Raw genomic sequence first — 21,797 nt, 5'->3', positions numbered from 1 at the left:
GGGCCGACGGCCCCGGGAGAGGTGTTCCTTGGCGCGGTGGCTCGACTCAGAAGTCGAAGTCGCCGATGTTGTCCGCGTTGAAGGTGAACGGCTCGCCGAGGAGCACGACGCCGTCGGCGCCGACCTCGAAGGAGCCGAGCTCGCCGGCCTCGAAGGAGTCGCCCTCCTCGCCGGTGATGTCACCGTCGACGAGCGCGGCAGCGGCGTACGTCGCGAGGTAGCCCAGGTCGCCCGGGTTCCACAGCGCGAACGAGGCCACGGTGCCGTCCTCGACGAACTCACGCATCTGGTTCGGGGTGCCCAGACCGGTCAGCGCGACCTTGCCCTTGAACTCCGAGTCCGAGAGGTAGCGCGCCGCGGCCGCGATGCCGACCGTGGTGGGCGAGATGATGCCCTTGAGGTCGGGGTGGTTCTGCAGCAGCGCCTCGGTCTGGTCGAAGGACTTCTGGTCCTCGTCGTCGCCGTAGACCGTGTCGACGAGCTCGATGTCGGCGTAGTCCGGGTTGTCGGCGAGCTCCGTCTCCATCATCTCGATCCAGGCGTTCTGGTTCGTGGCGTTGGCGGTGGCCGACAGGATCGCGATCTCGCCGGAGCCGCCGATCGCCTCGGAGATCAGCTCGAGCTGCTTGGCGGCGATGCCCTCGGAGGTGGCCGCGTTGACGAACAGGTCGCGGCAGTCGGGGTTGGTGTCGGCGTCGAAGGTGACGACCTTGACGTCGGCGCTGCGGGCCTCCTCGATCGCGTCGCACAGGGCGTCGGGGTCGTTGGCGGAGAGGATCAGCGCGCTCTTGCCCTGCTGGGCCACGGTGTTGATGTACGACACCTGGGCATCCGGGCTGCCGGTCTCGGGACCGACCTCCTCGATGTCGGCACCGAGCTCCTCGGCGGCCTTGTCGGCGCCCGTGGTGCTGGTGTCGAAGTAGGCGTTGCCGAGGTTCTTCGGGAGCATCGTCAGGGTCAGGTCGCCCCCGCCGCTGTCGCCGCCCTCGGCGCTGCTGCCGGAGTCACCGGCGTCGTCGCTGCCGCACCCGGCGAATGCGAAGGTCGCGGTGAGCAGGAGCGCGGCCAGAGCGGTGGGCTTCCTGGTGTGGAACTTCATGAGTCACTGCCTCTCGTTGAGACGCCGGCGGATGCCGCGTTTTCTGGGGTGTGGGACTCCCGAGGAGCCGCCGGTGTCGCCTTGCGCGGGAGCCTCGTCGAGGCCCACGCAAGGACGTTGGGGAGGATCACCGAGGCCACCAGGAGGAGGCCGACGATGATGTTGGTGACGTTGACCGTCACGCTCTCCAGGCGCAGCGCGCTGGAGAGGACGCCGATCAGCACGACCCCGGCGAGGACGCCGTGGAGCCGGCCGCGACCGCCGAAGATCGAGACACCGCCGAGGAGGACGGCGGCGATGACCTGCAGCTCGTAGCCGGTGGCGTTGTCGCCGCGGGCCGAGCCGAAGCGGAGGGTGAAGTAGATGCCGGCGAGGGCGGACACGACCCCGGAGAGCAGGAACAGGACCATCTTCGTACGGGCCACGTCGACGCCCGTGAAGTGCGCGGCCTCGTCGTTGAGCCCGATGTCGTAGACGCCGCGCCCGAAGGTCGAGAAGTGCAGCAGCACGACGAAGCCGATCGCGAGCACCGCGAAGGGGATCATGACGAGCGGGATCTTCGTCTCGCCGATCGTGCCGGTGGCGAGGTCCGACCACTTCTCGGTGAAGTCGGTGATCGCCTTGGTGCCCAGGAGCCCGACCGCGATGCCGCGGAACAGCGCCAGGGTGCCGATGGTGACCGCGAGCGACGGCAGCCCGACGTACGCGATGAGGAAGCCGTTGAGGGCACCGCAGACCAGACCGGCCAGCAGGGCGAGCAGCGCGGCCGCCGGGACGGACATCCCACCCTCGTGGAGCACGCCGAGCAGCACGCTGCTCAGGCCCATGATGCTGGCCACCGACAGGTCGATCTCGCCGGTGATGATCACCAGCGTCATCGGGAGGGCGATGAGCAGGATCGGTGCGATGTCCTGGAGCAGGAACTTGAGCGTCAGCGGCCCGTCGAAGTTCGGCACGTTGACGATCGAGTAGAGGATCACCGCGGCGGTGAGGGCGATGACGGCCGTCTCGCGCGTCATCAGCAGGCGCTGCCACAGCGGCGCGGAGTACGCGTTGTAGGTGCGGGTGGGCGCCTCGGGCGCGGTCAGGGTGCTCATGCTCGGTCCCTCGATTCGGCGAGCTTGCGGGCTTGTCGGGTGGCGAGGACGCGGTCGAGCACGATCGCGCCGAGGATCAGGGCGCCGACGACGGCGCGCTGCCAGAAGTCCTCGATCCCGAGGCTGGGCAGCGCCCGGTTGATCGTGATGAGCAGGAACGCGCCGATCGCCGCGCCCCACACGGTGCCGCTGCCGCCGAAGATCGCGATGCCGCCGATCACGGCCGCCGCGACGGCCTGGAGCTCGATGCCGCTGCCGACGCTCGAGCTCACCGTGCCGTAGCGCGCGGTGTAGAGGGCGCCGGCCAGCCCGGCCAGCGCGCCGCTGAGGACGAACGCGGCGAGGAGCCGGCGGCGTACGGGCAGCCCGTAGAGCACGGCGGCGTCCGGGTCGGAACCGATCGCGTAGAGCTCGCGGCCACCGCGGGCGGTGTGGAGGTAGTAGCCGACTGCCGCCAGGACGACCACGGCGATGATGGTGAGCATCGGGATGCCGAGGACCGAGCGGGTGCCGAGCCGCAGGAACTCACGCGGCAGGTCGCCGGCGTTGATCCGGTCGCTGCCCGCCCAGGTCAGCATGATCCCGCGGTAGATGTAGAGGGTGCCGAGCGTGATGACGAGCGCCGGCACCTTGCCGTACGCCACCAGCAGTCCGTTGACCAGGCCGAGCGCCGCACCGAGCAGGAGACAGGCGGCGATCACCGCCACGATCGGCAGGCCCGGGTGGTCGACGAAGAGGCGACCGGTCAGGTAGGCGGTGAGCGCCATCACCGAGCCGACCGACAGGTCGACGTTGCGGGTGATGATCACGACGCCCTGGCCGACGGCCAGCAGCACCAGGATCGACGGGTTCAGCAGGAAGTTGCGCCAGCCGTCGGAGCTGAAGAGGAAGCTGTTGTTCTTGCTCGTCGCGAGCACCACGACCGCGACCAGGACCAGGAAGATCGACAGCTCGCGGGAGCGGAGGACGGTGGTGAGCGCGCGCCGGGTCGGGGAGAGCCGGCTCGGCTCGACGAGGAGTGCCTCGCCTGCTGAGACCTCGCTGTCGGGCTGCACGTCGGTGTGGCTCATCGCGCGGTCTCCAGGTGGTGGGTGGCTGCGTGCATGACGGCCTCGGGGGTGGCGTCGGCACGGTCGAGCTCGGCGGTGATGCGGCCCTCGCAGAGGACCAGCACCCGGTCGGCCATGCCGAGGACCTCGGGGAGCTCGGAGGAGATCATCAGGATCGCCAGGCCCTGGCCGGCGAGCGCGGACAGGAGGCGGTGGACCTCGGCCTTGGTGCCGACGTCGATGCCGCGGGTGGGCTCGTCGATGATCAGCAGCTTGGGGTTGGTCGCCAGCCACTTGGCGATGACGACCTTCTGCTGGTTGCCACCGCTCATGGTGGCGGCGTTCATGTCCAGGGCGCTGGTCTTGACCTCGAGGCGCGAGGCCCAGGGGCCGGCGGCCTTGTTCTCCATCCCCGCGGTCAGCAGCCCCGCCTTGGCGATGCCGCGGCGGATGACGCCGGCGACGTTGCGGGTGACGGAGGAGTCGATGACGAGGCCCTGCTTGCGGCGGTCCTCGGGGATGAAGGCCATGCCGGCGCGGATCGCCGAACGTGGGTCGTGCGCCCGCACGTCCTTGCCGTTGAGCGTGACCGAGCCGCTGTCGTAGGGGTCGACGCCGAAGACCGCACGGGCGACCTCGCTGCGTCCCGCTCCGACCAGGCCGGCCAGGCCGACGATCTCGCCGGCGCGCACCTCGAGGTCGACGTCGTGGAAGACGCCGGCCCGATTGAGCCCGCGGACCTGTAGGACCGGCTCGCCGATCGTGGCGGCCACCTTGGGAAAGAGGTCATCGACATCGCGGCCGACCATCAGCGACACCAGCTCGGACGGCGAGGTCTCGTCGATGCGGCGAGTGTCGATGTAGGACCCGTCGCGCATCACGGTGACGGTGTCGGCGAGGGCGAAGACCTCGTCGAAGCGGTGGGAGATGAAGACCAGGGCGCGACCCTCGTCGCGCAGGCTCCGGGCGACGGCGAAGAGCCGGTCGACCTCGACACCGCTGAGCGCCGCGGTGGGCTCGTCCATCACGAGGAGGCGCGCGTCGAGGGAGATGGCCTTGGCGATCTCGATGATCTGCTGGTCCGCGATGGAGAGGCCGGCGGCCGGGCGACGGGGGTCGATCCGCACGCCGAGGCGGGCGAAGAGTCCCTCGGCCTCGGTGATCATCGCGGCGCGGTCGATGCGACGACCGCGGGCGAGCGGCTGGCGGCCCATGAAGATGTTCTCGGTGACCGACAGGTCGGGGAAGAGCGTGGGCTCCTGGTAGATCACCGCGATGCCGGCGTGCTTGGAGTCGGCGGTGGAGGAGAAGTCGACCGCCTCGCCGCCCAGCTCGAAGACGCCGGAGTCGCGGCGGTGGACGCCGGCGACGACCTTCACGAGCGTCGACTTGCCGGCGCCGTTCTCACCGATGAGCGCGTGGATCGAACCGCCGTCGACCCGCAGCGAGCCGGACCTCAGGGCCACCACCGGGCCGAACGACTTCGAGACGTCGCGCAGCTCGAGCACCGTGGTGGCGGTGGGGCTGGCGGGCATCGGAACTCCTTGGATTGAAAGGTTTCAACGAAAGGTAGGTGAGTACCGTCACACCTGTCAAGAGGTTGTCTGCACCATTCCGTACGGGTAGTAGGAGCACCTGCCGCGACGCCTTCCCATGGCGTACTCTCGGCATCCAGTCGCTCCGCGGATCGTTTCAACCGCGGAGCCTTGCCGAGTTGCGGAGGGGGCACACGGGTGGTCAGGGCCTCCTCGGTCAAGGACGTCGCCGCGCGCGCCGGCGTCTCCCTCGGCACGGTCAGCAACGTGCTCAACCGGCCCGACCGCGTCTCACCCGAGACCCGGGCGCGGGTGGAGCAGGCGATGCGCGACCTCGGCTTCGTGCGCAACGAGTCGGCGCGGCAGCTGCGCGCCGGGCGCAGCCGCACCCTGGCCTACGTGCTCCTCGACGCGCGCAACCCGTTCTTCACCGACGTCGCCGAGGGTGTCGAGCGCGCCGCCGAGGCCGCCGGTCTCTCCCTCTTCCTCTGCAACTCCGACAACCGGTCCTCCCGCGAGCAGGACTACCTCGCCCACCTCGTCGAGCAGCGGGTGCAGGGGATCCTGGTGACCCCGGTCGACGCGCAGTCGCCCGCGCTCGCCGACGTACGTCGCAACGGCACGCCGGTCGTGATCGTGGACCGTACGCGCTCCGACGACACGTTCTGCTCCGTCGCCGTCGACGACGAGCTCGGTGGTCGCCTGGCCGTGGAGCACCTCATCGAGCAGGGGCACACCCGCGTCGCCTTCATCGGCGGACCGGACACGATCGGCCAGGTGCGCGACCGCCTCGAGGGCGCCCGCAAGGCGTGGGCCGATGCGGGCCTGCCGCCCGAGCAGCTCGTCGTGGTGACCACCGAGGCCCTGACGGTCGTCGAGGGGCGCTCGGCCGGCGAACGGGTGATGGGGCTCGGCCGCAACCGGCGACCGACCGCGGCCTTCTGCGCCAACGACCTGCTCGCCCTCGGCCTGCTGCAGCAGCTGAGCACGTCGGGCCTGTCGGTGCCGGGCGACCTCGCGATCGTCGGCTACGACGACATCGAGTACGCCAGTGCAGCCGCCGTCCCGCTGACCTCGGTGCGCCAGCCCCGCCAGGAGCTCGGCCGCCGGGCCACGGAGCTCGTGCTCGACGAGGCGGATAACCCCGAGCACGTGCACCAGCAGGTGGTCTTCACCCCCGAGCTCGTCGCCCGTCGCTCCACCCTGGGCTGAGCGCCCCCGACGCGGAGGGATACCTCGTCGTGCGGGAGGGATAGTCCGCATCAAAATTCTGGTGCGCGAGCAAGATCAGCAAGCTTTTTGATGCGGACTACCCCGGAAGGTCAGTGCGCGACGCCGTAGAGGCGGTCGCCGGCGTCACCGAGGCCGGGGACGATGTAGCCCTTCTCGTTGAGCTTCTCGTCGAGCGCGGCGGTCACCACGGTGACCGGGACGTCGAGGCCCGCGAGGCCGGCCTCGAGGTTGGCGACGCCCTCGGGCGCGGCCAGCAGGCAGATGGCGGTGATGTCGTCGGCGCCGCGGGTGGTGAGGAAGTTGATCGCCGCCGCAAGGGTGCCGCCGGTCGCGAGCATCGGGTCGAGGACGTAGCACTGGCGACCCGACAGGTCCTCGGGCAGCCGCTCGGCGTACGTCGACGCCTCGAGCGTCTCCTCGTTGCGCACCATGCCGAGGAACCCGACCTCGGCCGTGGGCAGGAGGCGCATCATCCCGTCGAGCATCCCGAGGCCGGCGCGCAGGATCGGCACCACCATCGGCTTGGGCTGGGCGAGGTACACACCCGTGGTGGGGCCGACCGGGGTGACGATGTCGAGCGGGTCGACGCGCACCTCGCGGGTGGCCTCGTACGCCAGGAGGGTGACCAGCTCGTCGGTGAGCCGCCGGAAGGTCGGCGAGTCCGTGTTCTCGTCCCGCAGGACGGTGAGCTTGTGGGAGACGAGGGGGTGGTTGACCACGTGCAGGCGCATGACGGTCACCCTAGTGGTGCGGGTGGGGGTGAACGAGTCGCAAACGGGGTTGTTGGTCCCGCCCGGGCGTGCGACATTGGACGCGTCCGCAGCCTGGGGAGGGTCGTGACGTGTCCGAACTCATCGGCGAGATCGACTATGCGCTGGTCGCCTTCCTCGAGGACGGCGACTGGCAGGTGCAGGACATCGCCTCGCCCGCCTTCGAGTCCGTCGACTCGCTGAGCCACGCACTGCGCCAGGTGGGCGGCCCGGACGGTGCCGTCGCGATGGTCGCGGTCGATGAGGACTTCTTCGTGCTCGTACGCGTGCTGGGCGCGACGACCCGCGTCCTGCTCTCCGACATCACCGCGGCCGACGAGTGGGAGCTGGCGCAGTCGGCGGTCGACTTCCTCGGGCTGCCGACGCCCGAGGATGACGACGAGGAGGTGCCGGCCGGCGACCTCGACCTGCTCGCCGACCTCGGCCTGCACGCCATCGACCTGGGCGCCCTCCTCGACGACGTCGAGCTCTACCCTGACGACGTGCTGTCCGACATCGCGCGCCGCCTCGGCTTCGGCGACCTCTTCGACGACGCCGTCGGCCTCACGTCTGCATGACCACCCTCATGACCTGGGACGAGCCGATGCGGCTGGCCCTCGCCGAGGCACGTGCCGCCCTCGCCGGTGAGGACGTACCCGTCGGCGCCGTCGTGCTCGACGAGTCCGGCGCGGTGATCGGCGCTGGCCGCAACACCCGCGAGGCCGAGGGCGACCCGACCGGGCACGCCGAGGTCGTCGCCCTCCGCGCGGCCGCGGCCGCCCGCGGCGAGTGGCGGCTCACCGGCTGCACCCTCGTCGTCACCCTCGAGCCGTGCACGATGTGCGCCGGCGCCCTCGTGCTCGCCCGCGTCGACCGCCTCGTCTTCGGTGCGTACGACGACAAGCTGGGCGCCGCCGGCTCCCTCTGGGACGTCGTCCGCGACCGCCGCCTCAACCACCGGCCGGAGGTGGTGGCGGGTGTGCTGGCCGCCGAGTCGACCGCTCTGCTCGACGGCTTCTTCGCCGCCCACCGCCAGCCGGTATCTAGGGACGAAATGGTAGGCGTGGAGGTCGTTCCACCACCCATTTCGTCCCTAGGTACAGAGGATGGGGAGGCGCGATGACCCAGGTGCGCCGCGCCACCACAGACGATGCCGCGGTTCTCGCGCGGCTGCTGTGGGACTTCAACACCGAGTTCGAGACCGAGGTCGACGACGTCGAGGTGCTGGAGGTGCGGTTCGCCCGGCTGCTGCCGCTCGAGGAGATCGTCGCGGTGCTGGCCGAGGACTCCGGAACTGCCGTGGGCTTTGCGTTCCTGAGCCTGCGCCCGGCCATCTGGTTCGACGGACCTGTCTCCCAGCTCGAGGAGCTGTACGTCGTACCCGCGCTGCGTTCACACGGCATCGGCACGCAGATCCTCGAGCTGTCCAGGAGCCTGGTCCGCGACCACGGCTCACCGGAGATGCACATCGGAGTCGACGAGGTCGACGTCGACACCCGCCGGTTCTACGAGCGCCACGGCTACGTCAACATCGAGGCCGGGGTCGACTACCGGATGCTCTACTACGTCGGCTCGACCGACGGCTGACCCGCCCGACCCGGACACGTGTCCGAGTAGTGGCCCTCGGCCGCGAGCTTCGGGGGCAACATCGCGGACACGTGTCCGGGTCGGGCCAGCGGTCGGGTCTCGATACGTCCGCTCGCTGGCGCTCGCGGACTACTCGACCACCGAGATGAACTCCTCGACTCCCTCGGCCAGGCTCTCCGCGAGCTGGTCGAGGTCGGCGACGGCACTCGCGTCGACGTTGACGCCGATGCAGGCGGTGTCGCCGCAGGTCACCAAGCAGACGGTCAGCGCGGCACCGGGCAGCGGGCCGAGGACGTACATCCCCTGCACCTCGGCCCCCGCCATGTAGCGCTTGCGCGGCGGCCCGGGCAGCGTCAGCACGAAGGCGTCGGGGACCGAGGCGGTCCGCAGCGCGGAGGCGCCGACGAAGGAAGGCATCCGGTTGAGCAGCGGCGCGGCCGCGTCGAGGACCTCGAGTGCGCGCTCGGTGTGCAGCGACAGCACCTCGCCGCGCACCGCGGCGACGCGGTCGACGGGGTCCTCGATCGCGAGCGGTCCGGAGATGATCGCGCCGGCGAACCGGTTGCCGAGGTCGTCGGCGCGGTCGAGGGAGACGCGTACGCCGACAGGGATCTCGCGGATCCGGGCGCCACGTCGCCCGTGGTAGCGACGGAGCCCGCCGAGCACCAGGGCGACGCCGGCGTCATCGAGCGTGCCACCGCCCTGCCTGGCGACCGACCGCAGCTGCTCGAGCGGCGCGTCGAGGGTGAGGAACGACCACATCTTCCCGGTCCGCGGCGACAGCTCCGGCGAGGGCGGCGCGGCCTGCGAGAGCAGCCGTCGGACGGACGCGCCGTAGCGCAGGGTCGAGGCGACGACGGCCTGCGGCCGGGCGGCGGCGTGGCCGAGGGTGCGTGCCGTGGCCAGCACCGAGTCGGGGAGGGTCGCGACGTCGGTGCGCAGCCCGGAGACCGCGAGATCGACCGGATCGGCGTCCGCCGGCGCGACGGCGTCCTCGCCGAGGGGCTTGCGCGCGGTGTGCGTCCGCTTGCCCGACTGAAGCATGGAGAGGAGCTGCACGGTGCCGAGCGGGTCGGCCAGCGCGTGGTGGATCTTGAGGACGTACGCCGCACCGTCGCCGACACCTTCGAAGAGCACGCCCTCCCACAGCGGGCGCGAGCGGTCGAAGGGCCGCAGCGCGATCTGGGCGGCCTGGGCCAGCATCTCCTCGCGGCTCGACACCCGCTCGCGCCGCAGGTGGTAGCCGAGGTCGAAGGTCGGGTCGTCGGCCCAGGTCGGCGCGGCGGTCGGCACGACGGGGTCGACGACGCGCTGGCGCAGCCGGCGTACGAGCCCTGTGCCCCACTCGGTCGCGGCGACGAAGCGCTTCCAGTCCGGCGCCCGGTCGAGGTCGATGATCACGGTCGTCGTGGACGACTGCACCGGGTGCCGCTCCGCGCGCCACATCAGCGTCTGCATGGGCGTCAGCTCGGGTGCCGCGCCGAACGCAGCGGCGCCACCCCAGCGCTCGAAGTCCTCGCGGGCGCTCATGAGGGCCACTTCGCGAGGGTCTGCTCGAACTTGGTGTGCAGGGCGGCGATCCGCTCGCTCATGTCGTCCACGCTCCAGTCGGTCTCGGGCTCGAGCACGCACACGTCGACGACCCCGGGGTTGAGCACGAAGGAGCTGCGGCGCATCAGCTCGCCGGTGTTGCGCAGCACGACCGGAACGATCGGCACGCCTGCCTGCGCGGCAAGGTGGAAGGCGCCCTTGCGGAACGGGCCGAGCACCGGCGTCGCCGACCGGGTGCCCTCCGGGAAGATCATCAGCGACGTGCCGGCGCGGATCCGGTCGACGACGCCGTCGAGGGTGGCGCGGGCCGACTCGGAGTCGGAGCGGTCGATGTAGGCCGGGTCGATGACGACCGAGCCGACCATGGCGCGCGGGTCCCAGCGCGCCTCCTTCTTCGCCACGATCGTGAAGTCGCGCTCCAGCAGGTTGCCCAGGACCGGGATGTCGAGGGCGCTCTGGTGGTTGGCGACGAAGATCGCGGGCCGGTGGGTCCAGAGCCGCTCGCGGTTCAGCACCTCGACGGTCACCCCCGCCAGCGACATCGGGAGCGAGGTGGCGAGCTTGACCGCGAGGTTGCGGCCCTCCTTGCCGTCGCGTCGGAGGAGGCCGTACGCCAGGCCGGCGACGACACCTGTGTTCATGCCGGCGAGCGCCGCCGCCGTACGCCCCGCCGCAATCAACGAGCCGCCCACCGGATCGCTGAGGTCGAGCACCGGCCAGCCGAGCCGGGCGGCGGCCGAGCGCAGGTCGCGATGCGGGTTGAGCGCGGTCGGGTGGCCGACCGAGGAAAGGAAGGCGACGTCCTCGTAGCCGTTGCCGTAGGCGTACGACGTCGAGAGGTCGAGGGCGTGCTCCTTGGCGAAGGCGCGCACGCCGCTCGCCTTGTGCCGTCCCCACAGCATCGGACCGTCGGTGGCGCCGGTGAACTGGCCGTCCTCCACGACGAGCTGCGTGCACACGAGGTGCTCGACGCCGAGGTCACGGGCGACCGGTGCGATCTGGTACGACGTCGCGGCCGAGGCGACCGCGACCGTGTGGCCGGCGCGCTGGTGGGCCATCACGAGGGCGCGCGACTCGCGGCGGATGGTGCCGGCGATCTTGGACCGGAAGAGCCGCTCGCCGAGGTCGGCGAACGCCTCCTCGGACTCCCCGCGCATCGCCGAGAACGCGACGTGAGCGATCCGCGTCGGGTCACCGCCGAGTTCGCCGTCGACCGCCGTGACGACCGTACGGAGGAACTCGGCGGGCGACACGTCGCGCCCCTTGAGGCGGTCGCCGTAGAAGGTCGCGGCGGTGTAGCCCGCGACGAGGGTGCCGTCGAGGTCGAAGAACGCGCCCACGCTCGGACGCTGCGGTCCGGCCTCGATCGCGTCGATCGCGGCCAGGACGTCGGCGGAGAGCCCGCTCACCTGGTGTCCTGCGGCTGCGCCTCTGCCTCAGCCTGCGACTCGGGGACCACGTGGACGACGACCTGGGTCGGTTCGCCGGCGATCTCGCCGATGACGTTGACCCGACGTACGGCCTCCCGGAGCTCGGCCGCGAAGGCCTCGCGCGCGCTGCCGAGGCCGTCGCCGCCCTCGAGCAGACCCTTGTGGCGGGCCAGCGACATCGCGGTGCGGAACAGCTCCAGCGAGATCGACTCCGCGCTCGCGACGCGTCGCTGCAGCGCCCACTGCTGGCCGACGGCCAGCGAGTCGGCGAGCAGGTCGTCCTCGTCGACGGTGCTGTCCCCGCGGTCGGCGAGGCGGTCGGCGAGCACGAGGTAGGCGTCGAGGAACGGCCGCAGCACCAGGTGCGCGAGGTGGGGTCGCGCGTTGGCCAGCAGCTCGCGGGCGCGTACGGGCGTCATGTCGCCCCCCTCGTTCCCAGCGCCCTCGCCCACCAGCAGCTGGAGCTCCGTGCGGAGGTCGTCCTCGAAGCCCGCCCGGCTCGGGAAGAAGAACTCGAACTTGAGGAGGTCGCGCATCCGCTTCGCCTCCTCCCACCCGACCTGGAGCTCGCCGCCGGGCGGCAGCTCGGCGTCGGGCTCGAGCTCGCTCACGGTGAGCAGCGCGAGCTCGCCGATCGCACGCTCGACGAGGATGTGGATGACCGTGTTGCGGTAGAACGCGGCGACCAGGTGCTGGTCGTCCCCGATCTTCCAGACCGGCTCGGTCCCCCCGTCGTACGCCGTGAGCACGCCGCTGCGGGCCAGCTCGGCGAGCGCACGACGGATGGTCGAGCGGTCCCGGAGGTCCGCGGCGCCGGCGACCGGCCACTGCCGCGCCTCGATGTACGTCGCCAGCGGCTCGACCGTGTCGAGCACCTCGTCGACGGTGAGCGCGCGGTCGGCACCGAGGAGCGCGAGCGAAACGATCGCGGTCACCGTGACCGGGGTCGCGCGGTTGAGCCGGTGGGAGATGTCGAGCGCGATCCGCTCGACCGCCTGGTGTCCCGTGACGCCCTCGTCCGCGAGCGCCTGCATCCGCTCGCGGAGCGAGAACGGCTCACCGACGGTCAGGTAGGCGCGGCCGAGCCGGTTGCGCTGGAGCCGGGCGAAGCGCACCAGCCAGCGCCAGTCCTCGGGCGTCTTGCTGCCGCCGCGCGCCTCCTCGGTCATCAGCGACACCTCGTGCAGCTGGTCGTAGACCACCGCCATCGGGACGACCTGCACGTCGGGGGCATCGTCGCCGTCGACGCTGTCGGTGAGGTACTTGAGGATGCCGTGCACCGGAGGACGCAGCTTGCCCGTACGGGTGCGGCCACCCTCGATGGACCACGCCATGTTGCGCTTGTTGGTCACCATCTGGCGGATGTAGGAGCGCAGCGCGAGCCGGTAGACCGGGATCTCCTGCGTCGAGCGGCGGATGAAGATCAGGCCGGTGCGGCTCGCGACGGTGCCGATGACGGGCAGGTTGAGGTTGGCGCCGCCGAACGTGTACGTCGGCGAGAACCGCCGTGAGGACAGGGCGTTGGGGATGACCATGCCGTCGAGGTAGGACCGGTGGCTGAAGGCGAGCGCCAGGCTGTGGGTGCGGTCGAGGCGCTTGAGCGCCTGCATGTCGTCCTCGTCGACCAGCACGTCGTACGCCCGGAGGAACCACTCGCCCATCCGCGCCCAACCCTGGGCGGTGCGGTCGTCGTGGGCGGCGGACATCTCGTGGAGGTAGCCCTTGACCTCCGACCAGACCTCCTCCTCGGGCCGGCCCTGCTCCTTGGCCTGCTCGGCGACCGCGCCCTGGAAGCGCTTGTCGTGGAGCAGCTCGGTCACCTCCTGCGGTGGCGCGGCCGGCAGCCGCTCGCCCACGCTCTTCGGGAGGGCGACGCGGGCGAGGTCTCGTGCACGTCGGACGGCAGTCACGTCTCGGCTCCGTCCTTTTCCGACCCGCGCCATCGGCGAGCACGGGTGTGCGCCGAAGTTACCGTCGCGGACGCTCCCTGACCACGGCATCGGCCCAGTTGGTGGGACCGGCCGCCGGTTTCTTGGAGGCGCCGGCCCTCCGGTAAGGTTCCGCGCGGTGGCGTGTCCGAGCGGCCGAAGGTGCAACACTCGAAATGTTGTGTGGGGTCAAACCCACCGTGGGTTCAAATCCCACCGCCACCGCCGACAGATCGGGCCGGTCCCTCGCGGGGCCGGCCCGATCGGCGATTTCTGGTCGGCGAGGATGGGCGCATGCGCGCTGTGGTGATCGACGCCGTCCGCTCCCGACCCGAGGTGCGCGAGGTGCCGCGGCCGGGCGCGCCCGCCGGCGGGGTCGTCGTACGCGTCGCGGCGACCGGGTTGTGCCGGAGCGACTGGCACGCGTGGGCGGGCCACGACGACATCGCCTTCCCGCACGTGCCGGGGCACGAGCTCGCCGGCACCGTCGCCGAGGTCGGTGCGGGAGTCACGCGCTGGCAGGTCGGCGACCGGGTCACCGTCCCGTTCGTGTGCGGGTGCGGGCGCTGCGAGTGGTGTACGTCGGGCCAGGCGCAGGTCTGTCCTGACCAGCAGCAGCCGGGCTTCACGCACTGGGGCTCGTTCGCCGAGTACGTCGCCCTCCACGCCGCCGACACCAACCTGGTCGCGCTGCCGGACGCGATCGACTTCGCGACCGCCGCGAGCCTGGGGTGCCGGTTCGCCACGGCCTACCGCGCGCTCGTCGGCCGGGCCCGGGTCGCCGAGGGCGAGTGGGTCACCGTCGTCGGGGCGGGCGGGGTCGGGCTCAGCGCAGTGATGATCGCCCGTGCCGTGGGCGCCCGGGTGGTCGCGGTGGACCGCAACCCGGAGGCGCTCGCGATCGCCACCGACCTCGGCGCCGAGCACACCGTGCTCGCCGACGGGGCCGACGTCCCCGCCGCGGTCGCACGCCTGACCGACGGCGGCAGCCACGTCTCCGTCGACGCCGTCGGCAGCGAGCAGACCTGCTCCGACGCCGTCCTCAGCCTCCGCCGCCGCGGCCGGCTCGCCCAGGTCGGGCTGCTGCCGCCGGTCGACGGGCACCCGCGGGTCCCGATGGCGCGCGTCATCGCGTGGGAGCTCGACCTCCTCGGCAGCCACGGGATGGCGGCGGCCGACTACCCGCCGATGATGGAGCTGATCCGCAGCGGGGCGCTCCAGCCGCAGCGCCTCGTCGAGCGGACCATCGGCCTCGAGGAGGCCGCGGCGCTCCTGCCCGGCTTCGATGGGGCGACGGTCGCGGGCATGACGATCGTCGACCCGACCCGCTGACGCGTCGGACTAGCGGGAGTACGGCGTGAGCAGCTGGTCGACCGGCGCGTAGTCGTCGGTGAGGACGGGTGAGTCGCCGACCCAGGCGGCCAGCCCGGCGCCCTCCAGCGCGTCCCACCCGAGGTCGCGCTCCCCCATCCGCGCGACCGCAGCGGCGACGTCGAGCGGCGCGTCCGAGGCGACCACGACCAGGTTGCCGCCACCGTCGCCCGCCAATGCGGCGGGCTCCGCGAGCAGCGCCACGTGGTCGAAGACGTCGGCGGTCGTCGCGACGGCCGCTCGGGCGAACTCGAGCGGACCGAAGTCGATGAGGTTGGCGACGTACACCCCGTCCTCGGCCAGCGCCTCCCCCAGCCCGCCAATGGCCTCGACGGTCGCGAGGTGCCACGGCACGCTGACGCCGCCGAAGGCGTCGCCGACGATGAGATCGAGGCTGTCCGGCGCCAGGTCGTCGATCGCGAGGCGGCCGTCCTCGACCTCCACGTCGACCCCATCGGGCAGGGACCCACCCAGGAGCCGGACGTCGGCCGCGACCACCCCGGAGTCGATCTCCGACACGTCGCTCGCCGTGCCCGGTCGGGTCGCGGAGAGGTAGCGCGGCAGCGTCAGTCCCCCGGCGCCTAGGTGGTACGCGGCGAGCGGCTCCTCGGCCGCAAAGGCGGTGTCGATGACCGACGCCATCGCCCGGACGTACGCGAACTCGAGGTGCGTCGCGTCGTCGGTGTCGACGTACGAGTGGCGCAGCCCGTCAAGTACCAGCGTCCGGCCGGACGGGTTGTCGGGGTCGGGAGTGATCGCCAGGCAGTGGTACGTCGTCTCGACGTCGCAGCCGCTCGGGGAGGTCGCCGCACCGATGCCCGCCATCGCCACGACGAGGGCCAGCACGACGTCGCCGCGGCCACGGCGACCGGCCACCTGCACCACCACCGACGTCACCAGGAGCACGATGCCGAGGCCGACCAGGATCCCGCTGACCGGCACGCGCGAGATGAGCACGAACCCGGTCACGATGGTGCCGACGATCGCGCCGACGGTGCCCACCCCGGACAGGTGGCCCACCACGCTGCCGGTCTGCTGGAGGCTGGTCAGTCGCAGCTTGATCACCACGGGCGTGACGGCCGAGAGCAGCGCCCCGGGGACGAGGATCGAGAGGGTCACCATGATCAGGAGCAGGCCGGGGTTGCCCGACGCCGCGGCGCTGCGGACGACCGCCGGGGTCAGGGCAACGGCCGCTCCCGAGATGCCCAGCAGGGGTCCGAGCAGGAGGCGCGGCGCGTAGCGGTCGGCGCTCCAGCCGCCGGCCCACGTGCCGGCGGCGATCGCGGTCAGGGCGAGCCCGATGACCATGGTGTTCGTCTCGAGGGTGAGCCCGTAGTAGGGCGCCATCAGCCGCAGCGCGACCAGCTCGACGACGAGGACAGCAGCGGAGGAGCCGAAGACGAGAGCCGCGGCCGCCCACGGCCCGAGCCCGGGCCCTGCCTCGGGCTGGGGTGCGGGCGCTTCGTCGCTCATGCGCAGATCCTGTCGTACGCCCTCAACCGCCGATGCGGGATCTATTTGCACTCAGTGCAACAATTATCGGGTGAAGTCCTCCGACGGTCGTGGCGCCCTGCGCGAGCAGCGCCGTGCCGCGATCATCGACGCGGCCCGCAGCCTTGCCGCGGAGCACGGCACGGACGGCTTCACGGTCGACCGGGTGGCCGCCCTGGCAGGGGTGTCGAGGCGCACCGTCTTCAACCACTTCACCGGCCTCGACCACCTGATGGTCACGGTGTGCGAGCAGATCCTCGCGGAGGTCACCACCGAGCTCCTGGCCGGCGTCGACCGCGGCACCGCCGAGCTGCCCGCGGCTCCCGACGACGGTCCGGCCGCGCTCGACGCGGTCTGCGAGGCCACCCGCGGCGTCGACCTCCCGACCGCGATCGTCACGATCGCCCAGGTCGTCGGCGGTGCCGACGTGGCCCATGAACGGGCCGACGTGATCTCCCGTACGGCCTTCGAGCTCGTCGCCGGCCGGCTGCGCGAACGGCTCCAGGACCGCGCTCCGGGCCTCGACCCGCTCGACCTCGAGCTCACCCTGACCCTGCTCACCAGCGGTCTCAGCGCCATCGCCCGCCGCTGGCTCGAGAACCACCCCGACCTGACCACCGACGTCTCGACGCCGGCCCGAACCGACTGGGACCGCCTGCTCGACCGGCTGCTCCAGCGCCTCCGCTCCGGCTACGCCGGCTGACCTCCCTCCCCACCACAGCACCGAAAGGCACGCCACCCGACATGGCTGAGCTCCTCTTCCGCATCGGCCGCTTCGCCGCGCGCCGCCACTGGACCGTGATCGGCGCCTGGCTGGCGCTGCTGGCCCTGAGTGCGGTGACGTACGTGTCGTTCGCGGGCGCGCTGTCGTCGAACATCTCGCTGCCCGACACCCCGACGACGCGGGTCTCCCAGCAGCTCGAGCGCGACTTCGAGGGCACCGGCGGCGGCAACGGCTCCATCGTCGCCGAGACCAGCGACGGCTCCGCCTTCACCACCGCGCAGAAGAGTGAGCTGGTCGCCCTGTTCGACCGGGTCGCCGAGGTCGAGTCGGTCAGCGACGTGTCCGACCCGTTCACCACGCAGGACCAGCTCGACGCCTCCGCCGACCAGGTGGCCGACGGTCGGGAGAAGCTCAACGACGGGCTGGCCCAGCTCGCCAGCGCCCAGGCACAGATCGACGCCGGCCGCGCGGCGGTGGCCGAGCAGCGCGCCGCGGCGCGCGAGGACGGCACGCTCCCGGCCATCCGCGCGCAGCTCGACGACGCCGTCCAGAAGCTCGACGACGGGCAGGCCCAGCTCGACCAGCAGCAGGCGAAGGTCGACGAGCAGGCCCCCCAGCTCGAGCAGGGCGCCATCCTCACCGGGCTGTCGTCCGGCTTCCGCACCGTGTCGGACGACGGCAGCGCCGCCGTCGCCAACGTCACCTTCGACGTGTCGACCAACGAGGTCACCACCGAGGTGAAGACCGAGATCGAGGACCTGGTCGCCGACGCCGGCATCGACGGGGTCGACCTCTACCCCTCGCAGGACATCGCGCAGACCGTCCCCTCGATCCTCGGACCGGGCGAGGTCGCGGGCGTGGTCATCGCCGCGATCGTCCTCTTCCTCATGCTCGGGACCGTGCGGGGCGCGGCCCTTCCGCTGGTCACCGCGCTGCTGGGAGTCGGCGTCGCCTCGCTGGCCTCATTGTCGTTCTCCGGGGTCGTGGAGTTCGTCTCCGTCACCCCCGTGCTCGGGGTGATGCTCGGCCTCGCGGTCGGCATCGACTACTCGCTCTTCATCATCAACCGCCACCGCCGCCAGCTGAAGCAGGGCGCCGAGCTGCACGAGTCGATCGGCCTGGCCAACGGCACCTCGGGCAACGCCGTCGTCTTCGCCGGCGTCACCGTCATCGTCGCCCTGCTCGCCCTCAACGTCACCGGCGTCGGCTTTCTCGGCCTGATGGGCACCGTCGGCGCCGTCGCGGTGCTGGTCGCCATCCTGATGGCCGTCACGCTCACCCCGGCCGTCCTCGCCCTGATGGGCCCGCGGATCCTCAGGCGGCGCGAACGGACCGCGCTCGCGGGAGGGACGACGTACGACGACGACGCGATCGCGACTGCAAGCAGCGACGAGCCGATGAGCACCACCCGCGCCTGGACCGTCCTCGGCCTCGGCGTCGCGGCCCTGCTGGTCGTGGCCGCGCCCGCGACGCAGATGCGGCTCGGCCTGCCCGACGGGTCGACCCAGCCGCCGGACTCCGCCGGCTTCAAGGCGTACGACGTCCAGGCGGAGAAGTTCGGCGAGGGGTCCAACGGCCCGCTCCTCGTGGTCGCGGACCTGCCCGGACCGGTCGCCGAGGGCGACGTCGTCGCCGAGCAGGCGGTGGTCGCCGAGCAGCTCGGCCGGGTCTGGAACGTCGACGCGGTCGTGCCGATCGGTGCGTCGGAAGACCGCTCCGCGCTGGCGTTCCAGGTCGTCCCCGACGGGTCGCCGTCGAGCGAGGCGACCGCCGAGCTGGTCCAGAACCTGCGGACGCTGACCCCGACGACGGCCTCCGGAGGCGAAGCCACCCTCGGGGTGGCCGGCAACGCCAGCGCCGGCATCGACATCTCCGACAAGCTCTCGGGCGTGCTGCCGGTCTACCTCGTGCTGGTGGTCGGGCTCTCGATGCTCATCCTGATCCTCGTCTTCCGCTCGATCCTGGTGCCACTGACGGCCACGCTCGGCTTCGTGCTGTCGCTGCTCGCGGCCTTCGGCGGGATCACCGCGATCTTCCAGATGGGCTTCCTGGCCGACCTGTTCGGCGTGCACGCTCCCGGTCCGGTGCTGAGCTTCCTGCCGATCATCGCGACCGGGATCCTCTTCGGCCTGGCGATGGACTACCAGCTCTTCCTGGTCTCCGGGATGCGTGAGGCCCATGCGCACGGGGCGCCCGCGCGGGTGGCGGTGCAGCACGGCCTGCGCGCTGGCCGGGCGGTCGTGACGGCGGCGGCGATCATCATGATCTCGGTCTTCGCGGGCTTCATCTTCTCCCACGACGCGACCATCAAGCCGATCGGCTTCGGGCTCGCCTTCGGCGTGCTGCTCGACGCGTTCGTGGTCCGGATGCTGATCATCCCGGCGGCGATGCACCTGCTGGGCGAGCGCGCTTGGTGGCTGCCGACGTGGCTCGACCGGATCCTCCCCGACGTCGACGTCGAGGGCGCGAAGCTGGAGCGACGCCACCCGGTGCACGCCGGGGTCGGCGTGGGCGCGCTGACGGACGAGCGGACCGAACGCTCGCAACCGACGTGATCCCGTGCTCTCGAGCGCGACGACAACGTCGTTTGGTCCGTTGATCGGCGCCGGCCCGGGGTGCAGGACAATGGCGCCGTGACCGAACCGCGCCCCGTACGCACCTGGCTGACCGACATGGACGGTGTCCTCGTGCGCGAGGAGGACCCGATTCCCGGGGCGAAGGAGTTCATCGCCACCCTTCGCGAGCACAAGATCCCCTTCCTCGTGCTCACCAACAACTCGATCTTCACCCCACGCGACCTCCGCGTGCGGTTGCTGCGCAGCAGCGGCATCGACGTGCCGGAGGAGTCGATCTGGACGTCGGCGCTCGCGACGGCGCAGTTCCTCGACGACCAGCGGCCGGGCGGGTCGGCGTACGTCGTCGGCGAGGCGGGGCTCACCCAGGCGGTGCACGACATCGGCTACGTGATGACCGACCAGGACCCCGACTACGTCGTGCTCGGCGAGACGCGGACCTACTCGTTCGACGCGATCACGCGGGCGATCCGGCTGATCAACGGCGGTGCGCGGTTCATCGCGACCAACCCCGACCCGAGCGGTCCGAGCGCGCAGGGGATGCTCCCCGCGACGGGCTCGGTGGCGGCGCTGATCAGCACCGCGACCGGACGCCAGCCCTACTTCATCGGCAAGCCCAACCCGCTGATGATGCGCAGCGCGCTCAACCGGCTGGAGGCGCACTCGGAGACCACGGTGATGATCGGCGACCGGATGGACACCGACATCATCAGCGGGCTCGAGGCCGGCATGCGGACGATCCTCGTCGCGACCGGCGCCACCGAGCGCCACGAGGTGGCGAACTTCCCCTACCGACCGACCCGCATCGTCGACTCGATCGCCGACGTCGTCCCGCTGGTCAGCGAGTTCCACCTGCGCGAGGACATCTGACCGAGGCTCACGCCGCGAGCGCCAGGCCGATCACCAGACCGGTGAGCGCGCAGGCACCGAGCGTGCGCAGCACCGACCACTTCCGCCAGAACACCAGCGCGCACCCGAGCACGGAGATCGCAAAGGCGGCGAGGTCGAGCGACCCGAGGACCGGCAGCTCCAGGTCGAGCGGTCCGGTCGTGACCGTCAGGGTCTCGTCGAAGAGCGTGTGCAGCGCGAAGAAGACCGCGAGGCTCGCGATCACCCCGACCACGGCCGCGGTGATGCCCGCCAGCGCGGCGGCGAGGTCGCGGTTGCCGCGGAGGCGCTCGACGTACGGCGCGCCGAGGAGGATGAAGAGGAAGCACGGGACGAACGTCACCCACGTGGTGATCAGGGCCGCCAGGACAGCCGCGGCCCAGGGGTCGAGGTCGCCGGGTGCGCGGTAGGCACCGACGAAGGCGACGAACTGCACCACCATGATGAGCGGCCCGGGAGTCGTCTCGGCGAGCGCGAGGCCCCGGACCATCTCGCCGGGCGCGAGCCAGCCGTAGACCTCGACGGCCTGCTGCGCGACGTAGGCCAGCACGGCGTACGCACCGCCGAACGTGACGACCGCGGCGCCCGAGAAGAAGACGCCCTGGTCGACGAAGATGCTCGACCGGCCGAGGAGCAGTGCCGCGCCTGCGACCGGGGCGAACCACACCACCAGGCCGATCGCGAGGGTGAGGGCCGCGCGACGGCCGGAGGGTCGCTCGGTGTGCAGCGCGTCGTCGCTGATCAGCGGGGGCGGTCCGTCGTCGACCGCGCCCTTCGGCGGGTGGGTGAGCGTCGGGATGCGGCGACCGAGCGCCCAGCCGATGACGCCGGACGCCAGCACGACCGCGGGGAAGGGGACGCCGAAGAAGGTCAGCGCGACGAACGAGACCACCGCCAGCGCGACGAGCGCCGGGTGGCCGAGCCCCTTGCGGCCCACCCGGACCACCGCCTGAACGACGATCGCGATCACGGCCGGGGCCAGGCCGAGGAAGAGCGACTCGACGAGCGTCGTGTCGCCGAACGCGACGTACACACCCGAGAGCACGAGCAGGGCCACGACGCCCGGGAGGATGAAGAGGAGACCCGCGACGAGAGCGCCTCGTACGCCGTTGAGCAGCCACCCGACGTACGTCGCGAGCTGCTGGGCCTCGGGGCCGGGGAGCAGCGTGCAGTAGGACAGCGCGAAGAGGAACCGCTGCTGGCCGATCCAGCGCTTCTCGTCGACCAGCGTGCGCTGCATGACCGCGATCTGTCCGGCCGGGCCGCCGAAGGTCTGCAGCGAGATCGCGAACCACGCCCGCGCTGCCACGCGCAGGGGGATCACGTCGCGCGTCGATTCCTCGGGTGCCGGCACGGGAGCACCCCACCGCCTGCGGTCCACCAAAGTCAAGCGGGCGACTCGACTAACGCCCGGTCGGGCGAGGACCTTCGGCCCTGACCCCGGGCTCCCACCCGGAGCACTCTCGAGGTGAGGGAGGTGCAGACGATGAGA

The 21,797-nt window shown here is 71.6% G+C and carries 18 protein-coding genes and 1 tRNA gene; 9 read left to right on the top strand and 10 right to left on the bottom strand.

Features of this window, described 5'->3' with window-relative positions:
• Positions 1-46 precede the first annotated feature (46 nt).
• Genes rhaS through EUA94_RS18385 form a run of 4 tightly spaced genes read right to left on the bottom strand, consistent with a single transcriptional unit; the run spans position 47 to position 4,780 of the window.
• The gene (rhaS, locus tag EUA94_RS18400; protein ID WP_129428354.1) at positions 47-1,099 is read right to left on the bottom strand and encodes a rhamnose ABC transporter substrate-binding protein; all 1,053 of its coding nucleotides are present in this window, start codon (positions 1,097-1,099) and stop codon (positions 47-49) included.
• Positions 1,096-2,196 (bottom strand): ABC transporter permease, encoded by a 1,101-nt coding sequence (locus EUA94_RS18395; RefSeq protein ID WP_129428353.1) that lies wholly within the window; start codon positions 2,194-2,196, stop codon positions 1,096-1,098. Before EUA94_RS18395 ends, rhaS begins: the two co-directional genes overlap by 4 nt.
• The gene (locus EUA94_RS18390; protein WP_129428352.1) at positions 2,193-3,266 is read right to left on the bottom strand and encodes an ABC transporter permease; all 1,074 of its coding nucleotides are present in this window, start codon (positions 3,264-3,266) and stop codon (positions 2,193-2,195) included. The genes EUA94_RS18395 and EUA94_RS18390 overlap by 4 nt, the downstream gene beginning before the upstream one ends.
• Positions 3,263-4,780, bottom strand: coding sequence for a sugar ABC transporter ATP-binding protein (locus EUA94_RS18385; RefSeq protein WP_129428351.1), 1,518 nt, complete (start codon positions 4,778-4,780; stop codon positions 3,263-3,265). Before EUA94_RS18385 ends, EUA94_RS18390 begins: the two co-directional genes overlap by 4 nt.
• Positions 4,781-4,978: 198 nt before the next feature.
• On the opposite strand from EUA94_RS18385, the gene EUA94_RS18380 reads away from it, so the two are divergent.
• Positions 4,979-5,992: a LacI family DNA-binding transcriptional regulator gene (locus EUA94_RS18380; protein ID WP_165357022.1), complete on the top strand. Its 1,014-nt coding sequence runs from the start codon at positions 4,979-4,981 to the stop codon at positions 5,990-5,992.
• Between the two features lie 110 nt (positions 5,993-6,102).
• Here the strand turns inward: EUA94_RS18380 and upp are convergent, their stop codons facing one another.
• Complete coding sequence (gene upp, locus EUA94_RS18375; RefSeq protein WP_129428349.1) at positions 6,103-6,744, bottom strand: uracil phosphoribosyltransferase; 642 nt, start codon at positions 6,742-6,744, stop codon at positions 6,103-6,105.
• Positions 6,745-6,854: 110 nt separating this feature from the next.
• On the opposite strand from upp, the gene EUA94_RS18370 reads away from it, so the two are divergent.
• From EUA94_RS18370 to EUA94_RS18360, 3 genes are read left to right on the top strand one after another with little or no spacing between them, the layout of a single operon-like run.
• Positions 6,855-7,340, top strand: a complete 486-nt coding sequence (locus EUA94_RS18370; RefSeq protein ID WP_129428348.1) for a tRNA adenosine deaminase-associated protein — start codon at positions 6,855-6,857, stop codon at positions 7,338-7,340.
• A gap of 8 nt (positions 7,341-7,348) precedes the next feature.
• Positions 7,349-7,885 (top strand): nucleoside deaminase, encoded by a 537-nt coding sequence (locus EUA94_RS18365; protein ID WP_129428386.1) that lies wholly within the window; start codon positions 7,349-7,351, stop codon positions 7,883-7,885.
• On the top strand, positions 7,882-8,349 hold the full coding sequence (locus EUA94_RS18360) for a GNAT family N-acetyltransferase (RefSeq protein ID WP_129428347.1): 468 nt from the start codon (positions 7,882-7,884) through the stop codon (positions 8,347-8,349). The genes EUA94_RS18365 and EUA94_RS18360 overlap by 4 nt, the downstream gene beginning before the upstream one ends.
• Before the next feature lie 129 nt (positions 8,350-8,478).
• On the opposite strand, the gene EUA94_RS18355 is transcribed toward EUA94_RS18360, so the two are convergent.
• Genes EUA94_RS18355 through EUA94_RS18345 form a run of 3 tightly spaced genes read right to left on the bottom strand, consistent with a single transcriptional unit; the run spans position 8,479 to position 13,240 of the window.
• Positions 8,479-9,879: a wax ester/triacylglycerol synthase domain-containing protein gene (locus tag EUA94_RS18355; protein ID WP_242494972.1), complete on the bottom strand. Its 1,401-nt coding sequence runs from the start codon at positions 9,877-9,879 to the stop codon at positions 8,479-8,481.
• Positions 9,876-11,309, bottom strand: coding sequence for an HAD-IB family hydrolase (locus EUA94_RS18350; protein WP_129428345.1), 1,434 nt, complete (start codon positions 11,307-11,309; stop codon positions 9,876-9,878). Before EUA94_RS18350 ends, EUA94_RS18355 begins: the two co-directional genes overlap by 4 nt.
• Positions 11,306-13,240, bottom strand: coding sequence for a lysophospholipid acyltransferase (locus tag EUA94_RS18345; protein ID WP_165357020.1), 1,935 nt, complete (start codon positions 13,238-13,240; stop codon positions 11,306-11,308). Before EUA94_RS18345 ends, EUA94_RS18350 begins: the two co-directional genes overlap by 4 nt.
• Positions 13,241-13,396: 156 nt before the next feature.
• Here EUA94_RS18345 and EUA94_RS18340 point away from each other — a divergent pair.
• Positions 13,397-13,483, top strand: a tRNA-Ser gene (locus EUA94_RS18340).
• Positions 13,484-13,552: 69 nt separating this feature from the next.
• Positions 13,553-14,590: a zinc-dependent alcohol dehydrogenase family protein gene (locus EUA94_RS18335; protein ID WP_129428343.1), complete on the top strand. Its 1,038-nt coding sequence runs from the start codon at positions 13,553-13,555 to the stop codon at positions 14,588-14,590.
• Positions 14,591-14,599: 9 nt separating this feature from the next.
• Here the strand turns inward: EUA94_RS18335 and EUA94_RS18330 are convergent, their stop codons facing one another.
• Positions 14,600-16,102 (bottom strand): fused MFS/spermidine synthase, encoded by a 1,503-nt coding sequence (locus EUA94_RS18330; RefSeq protein ID WP_129428342.1) that lies wholly within the window; start codon positions 16,100-16,102, stop codon positions 14,600-14,602.
• 70 nt (positions 16,103-16,172) lie between these two features.
• Between EUA94_RS18330 and EUA94_RS18325 the strand changes: the two genes are divergently transcribed.
• The 3 genes from EUA94_RS18325 to EUA94_RS18315 all read left to right on the top strand — a co-directional run bounded on the left by EUA94_RS18325 (position 16,173) and on the right by EUA94_RS18315 (position 20,287).
• Positions 16,173-16,823, top strand: a complete 651-nt coding sequence (locus EUA94_RS18325; protein WP_165357018.1) for a TetR/AcrR family transcriptional regulator — start codon at positions 16,173-16,175, stop codon at positions 16,821-16,823.
• A gap of 41 nt (positions 16,824-16,864) precedes the next feature.
• Positions 16,865-19,399 carry an MMPL family transporter gene (locus EUA94_RS18320; RefSeq protein WP_129428340.1) on the top strand — a complete coding sequence of 845 codons (2,535 nt, stop codon included), beginning with the start codon at positions 16,865-16,867 and terminating at the stop codon, positions 19,397-19,399.
• 78 nt (positions 19,400-19,477) lie between these two features.
• Complete coding sequence (locus EUA94_RS18315) at positions 19,478-20,287, top strand: HAD-IIA family hydrolase (protein WP_479724696.1); 810 nt, start codon at positions 19,478-19,480, stop codon at positions 20,285-20,287.
• A 7-nt stretch (positions 20,288-20,294) separates the two neighbouring features.
• Here the strand turns inward: EUA94_RS18315 and chrA are convergent, their stop codons facing one another.
• Positions 20,295-21,659, bottom strand: a complete 1,365-nt coding sequence (gene chrA / locus EUA94_RS18310; protein WP_129428339.1) for a chromate efflux transporter — start codon at positions 21,657-21,659, stop codon at positions 20,295-20,297.
• Positions 21,660-21,797: the final 138 nt, after the last annotated feature.

This window comes from Nocardioides zhouii, from assembly GCF_004137345.1.
GTDB lineage: Bacteria > Actinomycetota > Actinomycetes > Propionibacteriales > Nocardioidaceae > Nocardioides > Nocardioides zhouii.
Note: the sequence above shows the minus strand (reverse complement) of the source record. Positions and strands in the feature narration are given on the sequence as shown.

Bases quoted from the DNA above. Each gene is read 5' to 3' on its own strand.
- rhaS (WP_129428354.1), bottom strand. From the start codon at position 1,099: ATGAAGTTCCACACCAGGAAGCCCACCGCTCTGGCCGCGCTCCTGCTC.
- EUA94_RS18365 (WP_129428386.1), top strand. From the start codon at position 7,349: ATGACCTGGGACGAGCCGATGCGGCTGGCCCTCGCCGAGGCACGTGCC.
- EUA94_RS18335 (WP_129428343.1), top strand. From the start codon at position 13,553: ATGCGCGCTGTGGTGATCGACGCCGTCCGCTCCCGACCCGAGGTGCGC.
- upp (WP_129428349.1), bottom strand. From the start codon at position 6,744: ATGCGCCTGCACGTGGTCAACCACCCCCTCGTCTCCCACAAGCTCACC.
- EUA94_RS18360 (WP_129428347.1), top strand. From the start codon at position 7,882: ATGACCCAGGTGCGCCGCGCCACCACAGACGATGCCGCGGTTCTCGCG.
- EUA94_RS18320 (WP_129428340.1), top strand. From the start codon at position 16,865: ATGGCTGAGCTCCTCTTCCGCATCGGCCGCTTCGCCGCGCGCCGCCAC.
- EUA94_RS18330 (WP_129428342.1), bottom strand. From the start codon at position 16,102: ATGAGCGACGAAGCGCCCGCACCCCAGCCCGAGGCAGGGCCCGGGCTC.
- EUA94_RS18355 (WP_242494972.1), bottom strand. From the start codon at position 9,879: ATGAGCGCCCGCGAGGACTTCGAGCGCTGGGGTGGCGCCGCTGCGTTC.
- EUA94_RS18395 (WP_129428353.1), bottom strand. From the start codon at position 2,196: ATGAGCACCCTGACCGCGCCCGAGGCGCCCACCCGCACCTACAACGCG.
- EUA94_RS18390 (WP_129428352.1), bottom strand. From the start codon at position 3,266: ATGAGCCACACCGACGTGCAGCCCGACAGCGAGGTCTCAGCAGGCGAG.
- EUA94_RS18385 (WP_129428351.1), bottom strand. From the start codon at position 4,780: ATGCCCGCCAGCCCCACCGCCACCACGGTGCTCGAGCTGCGCGACGTC.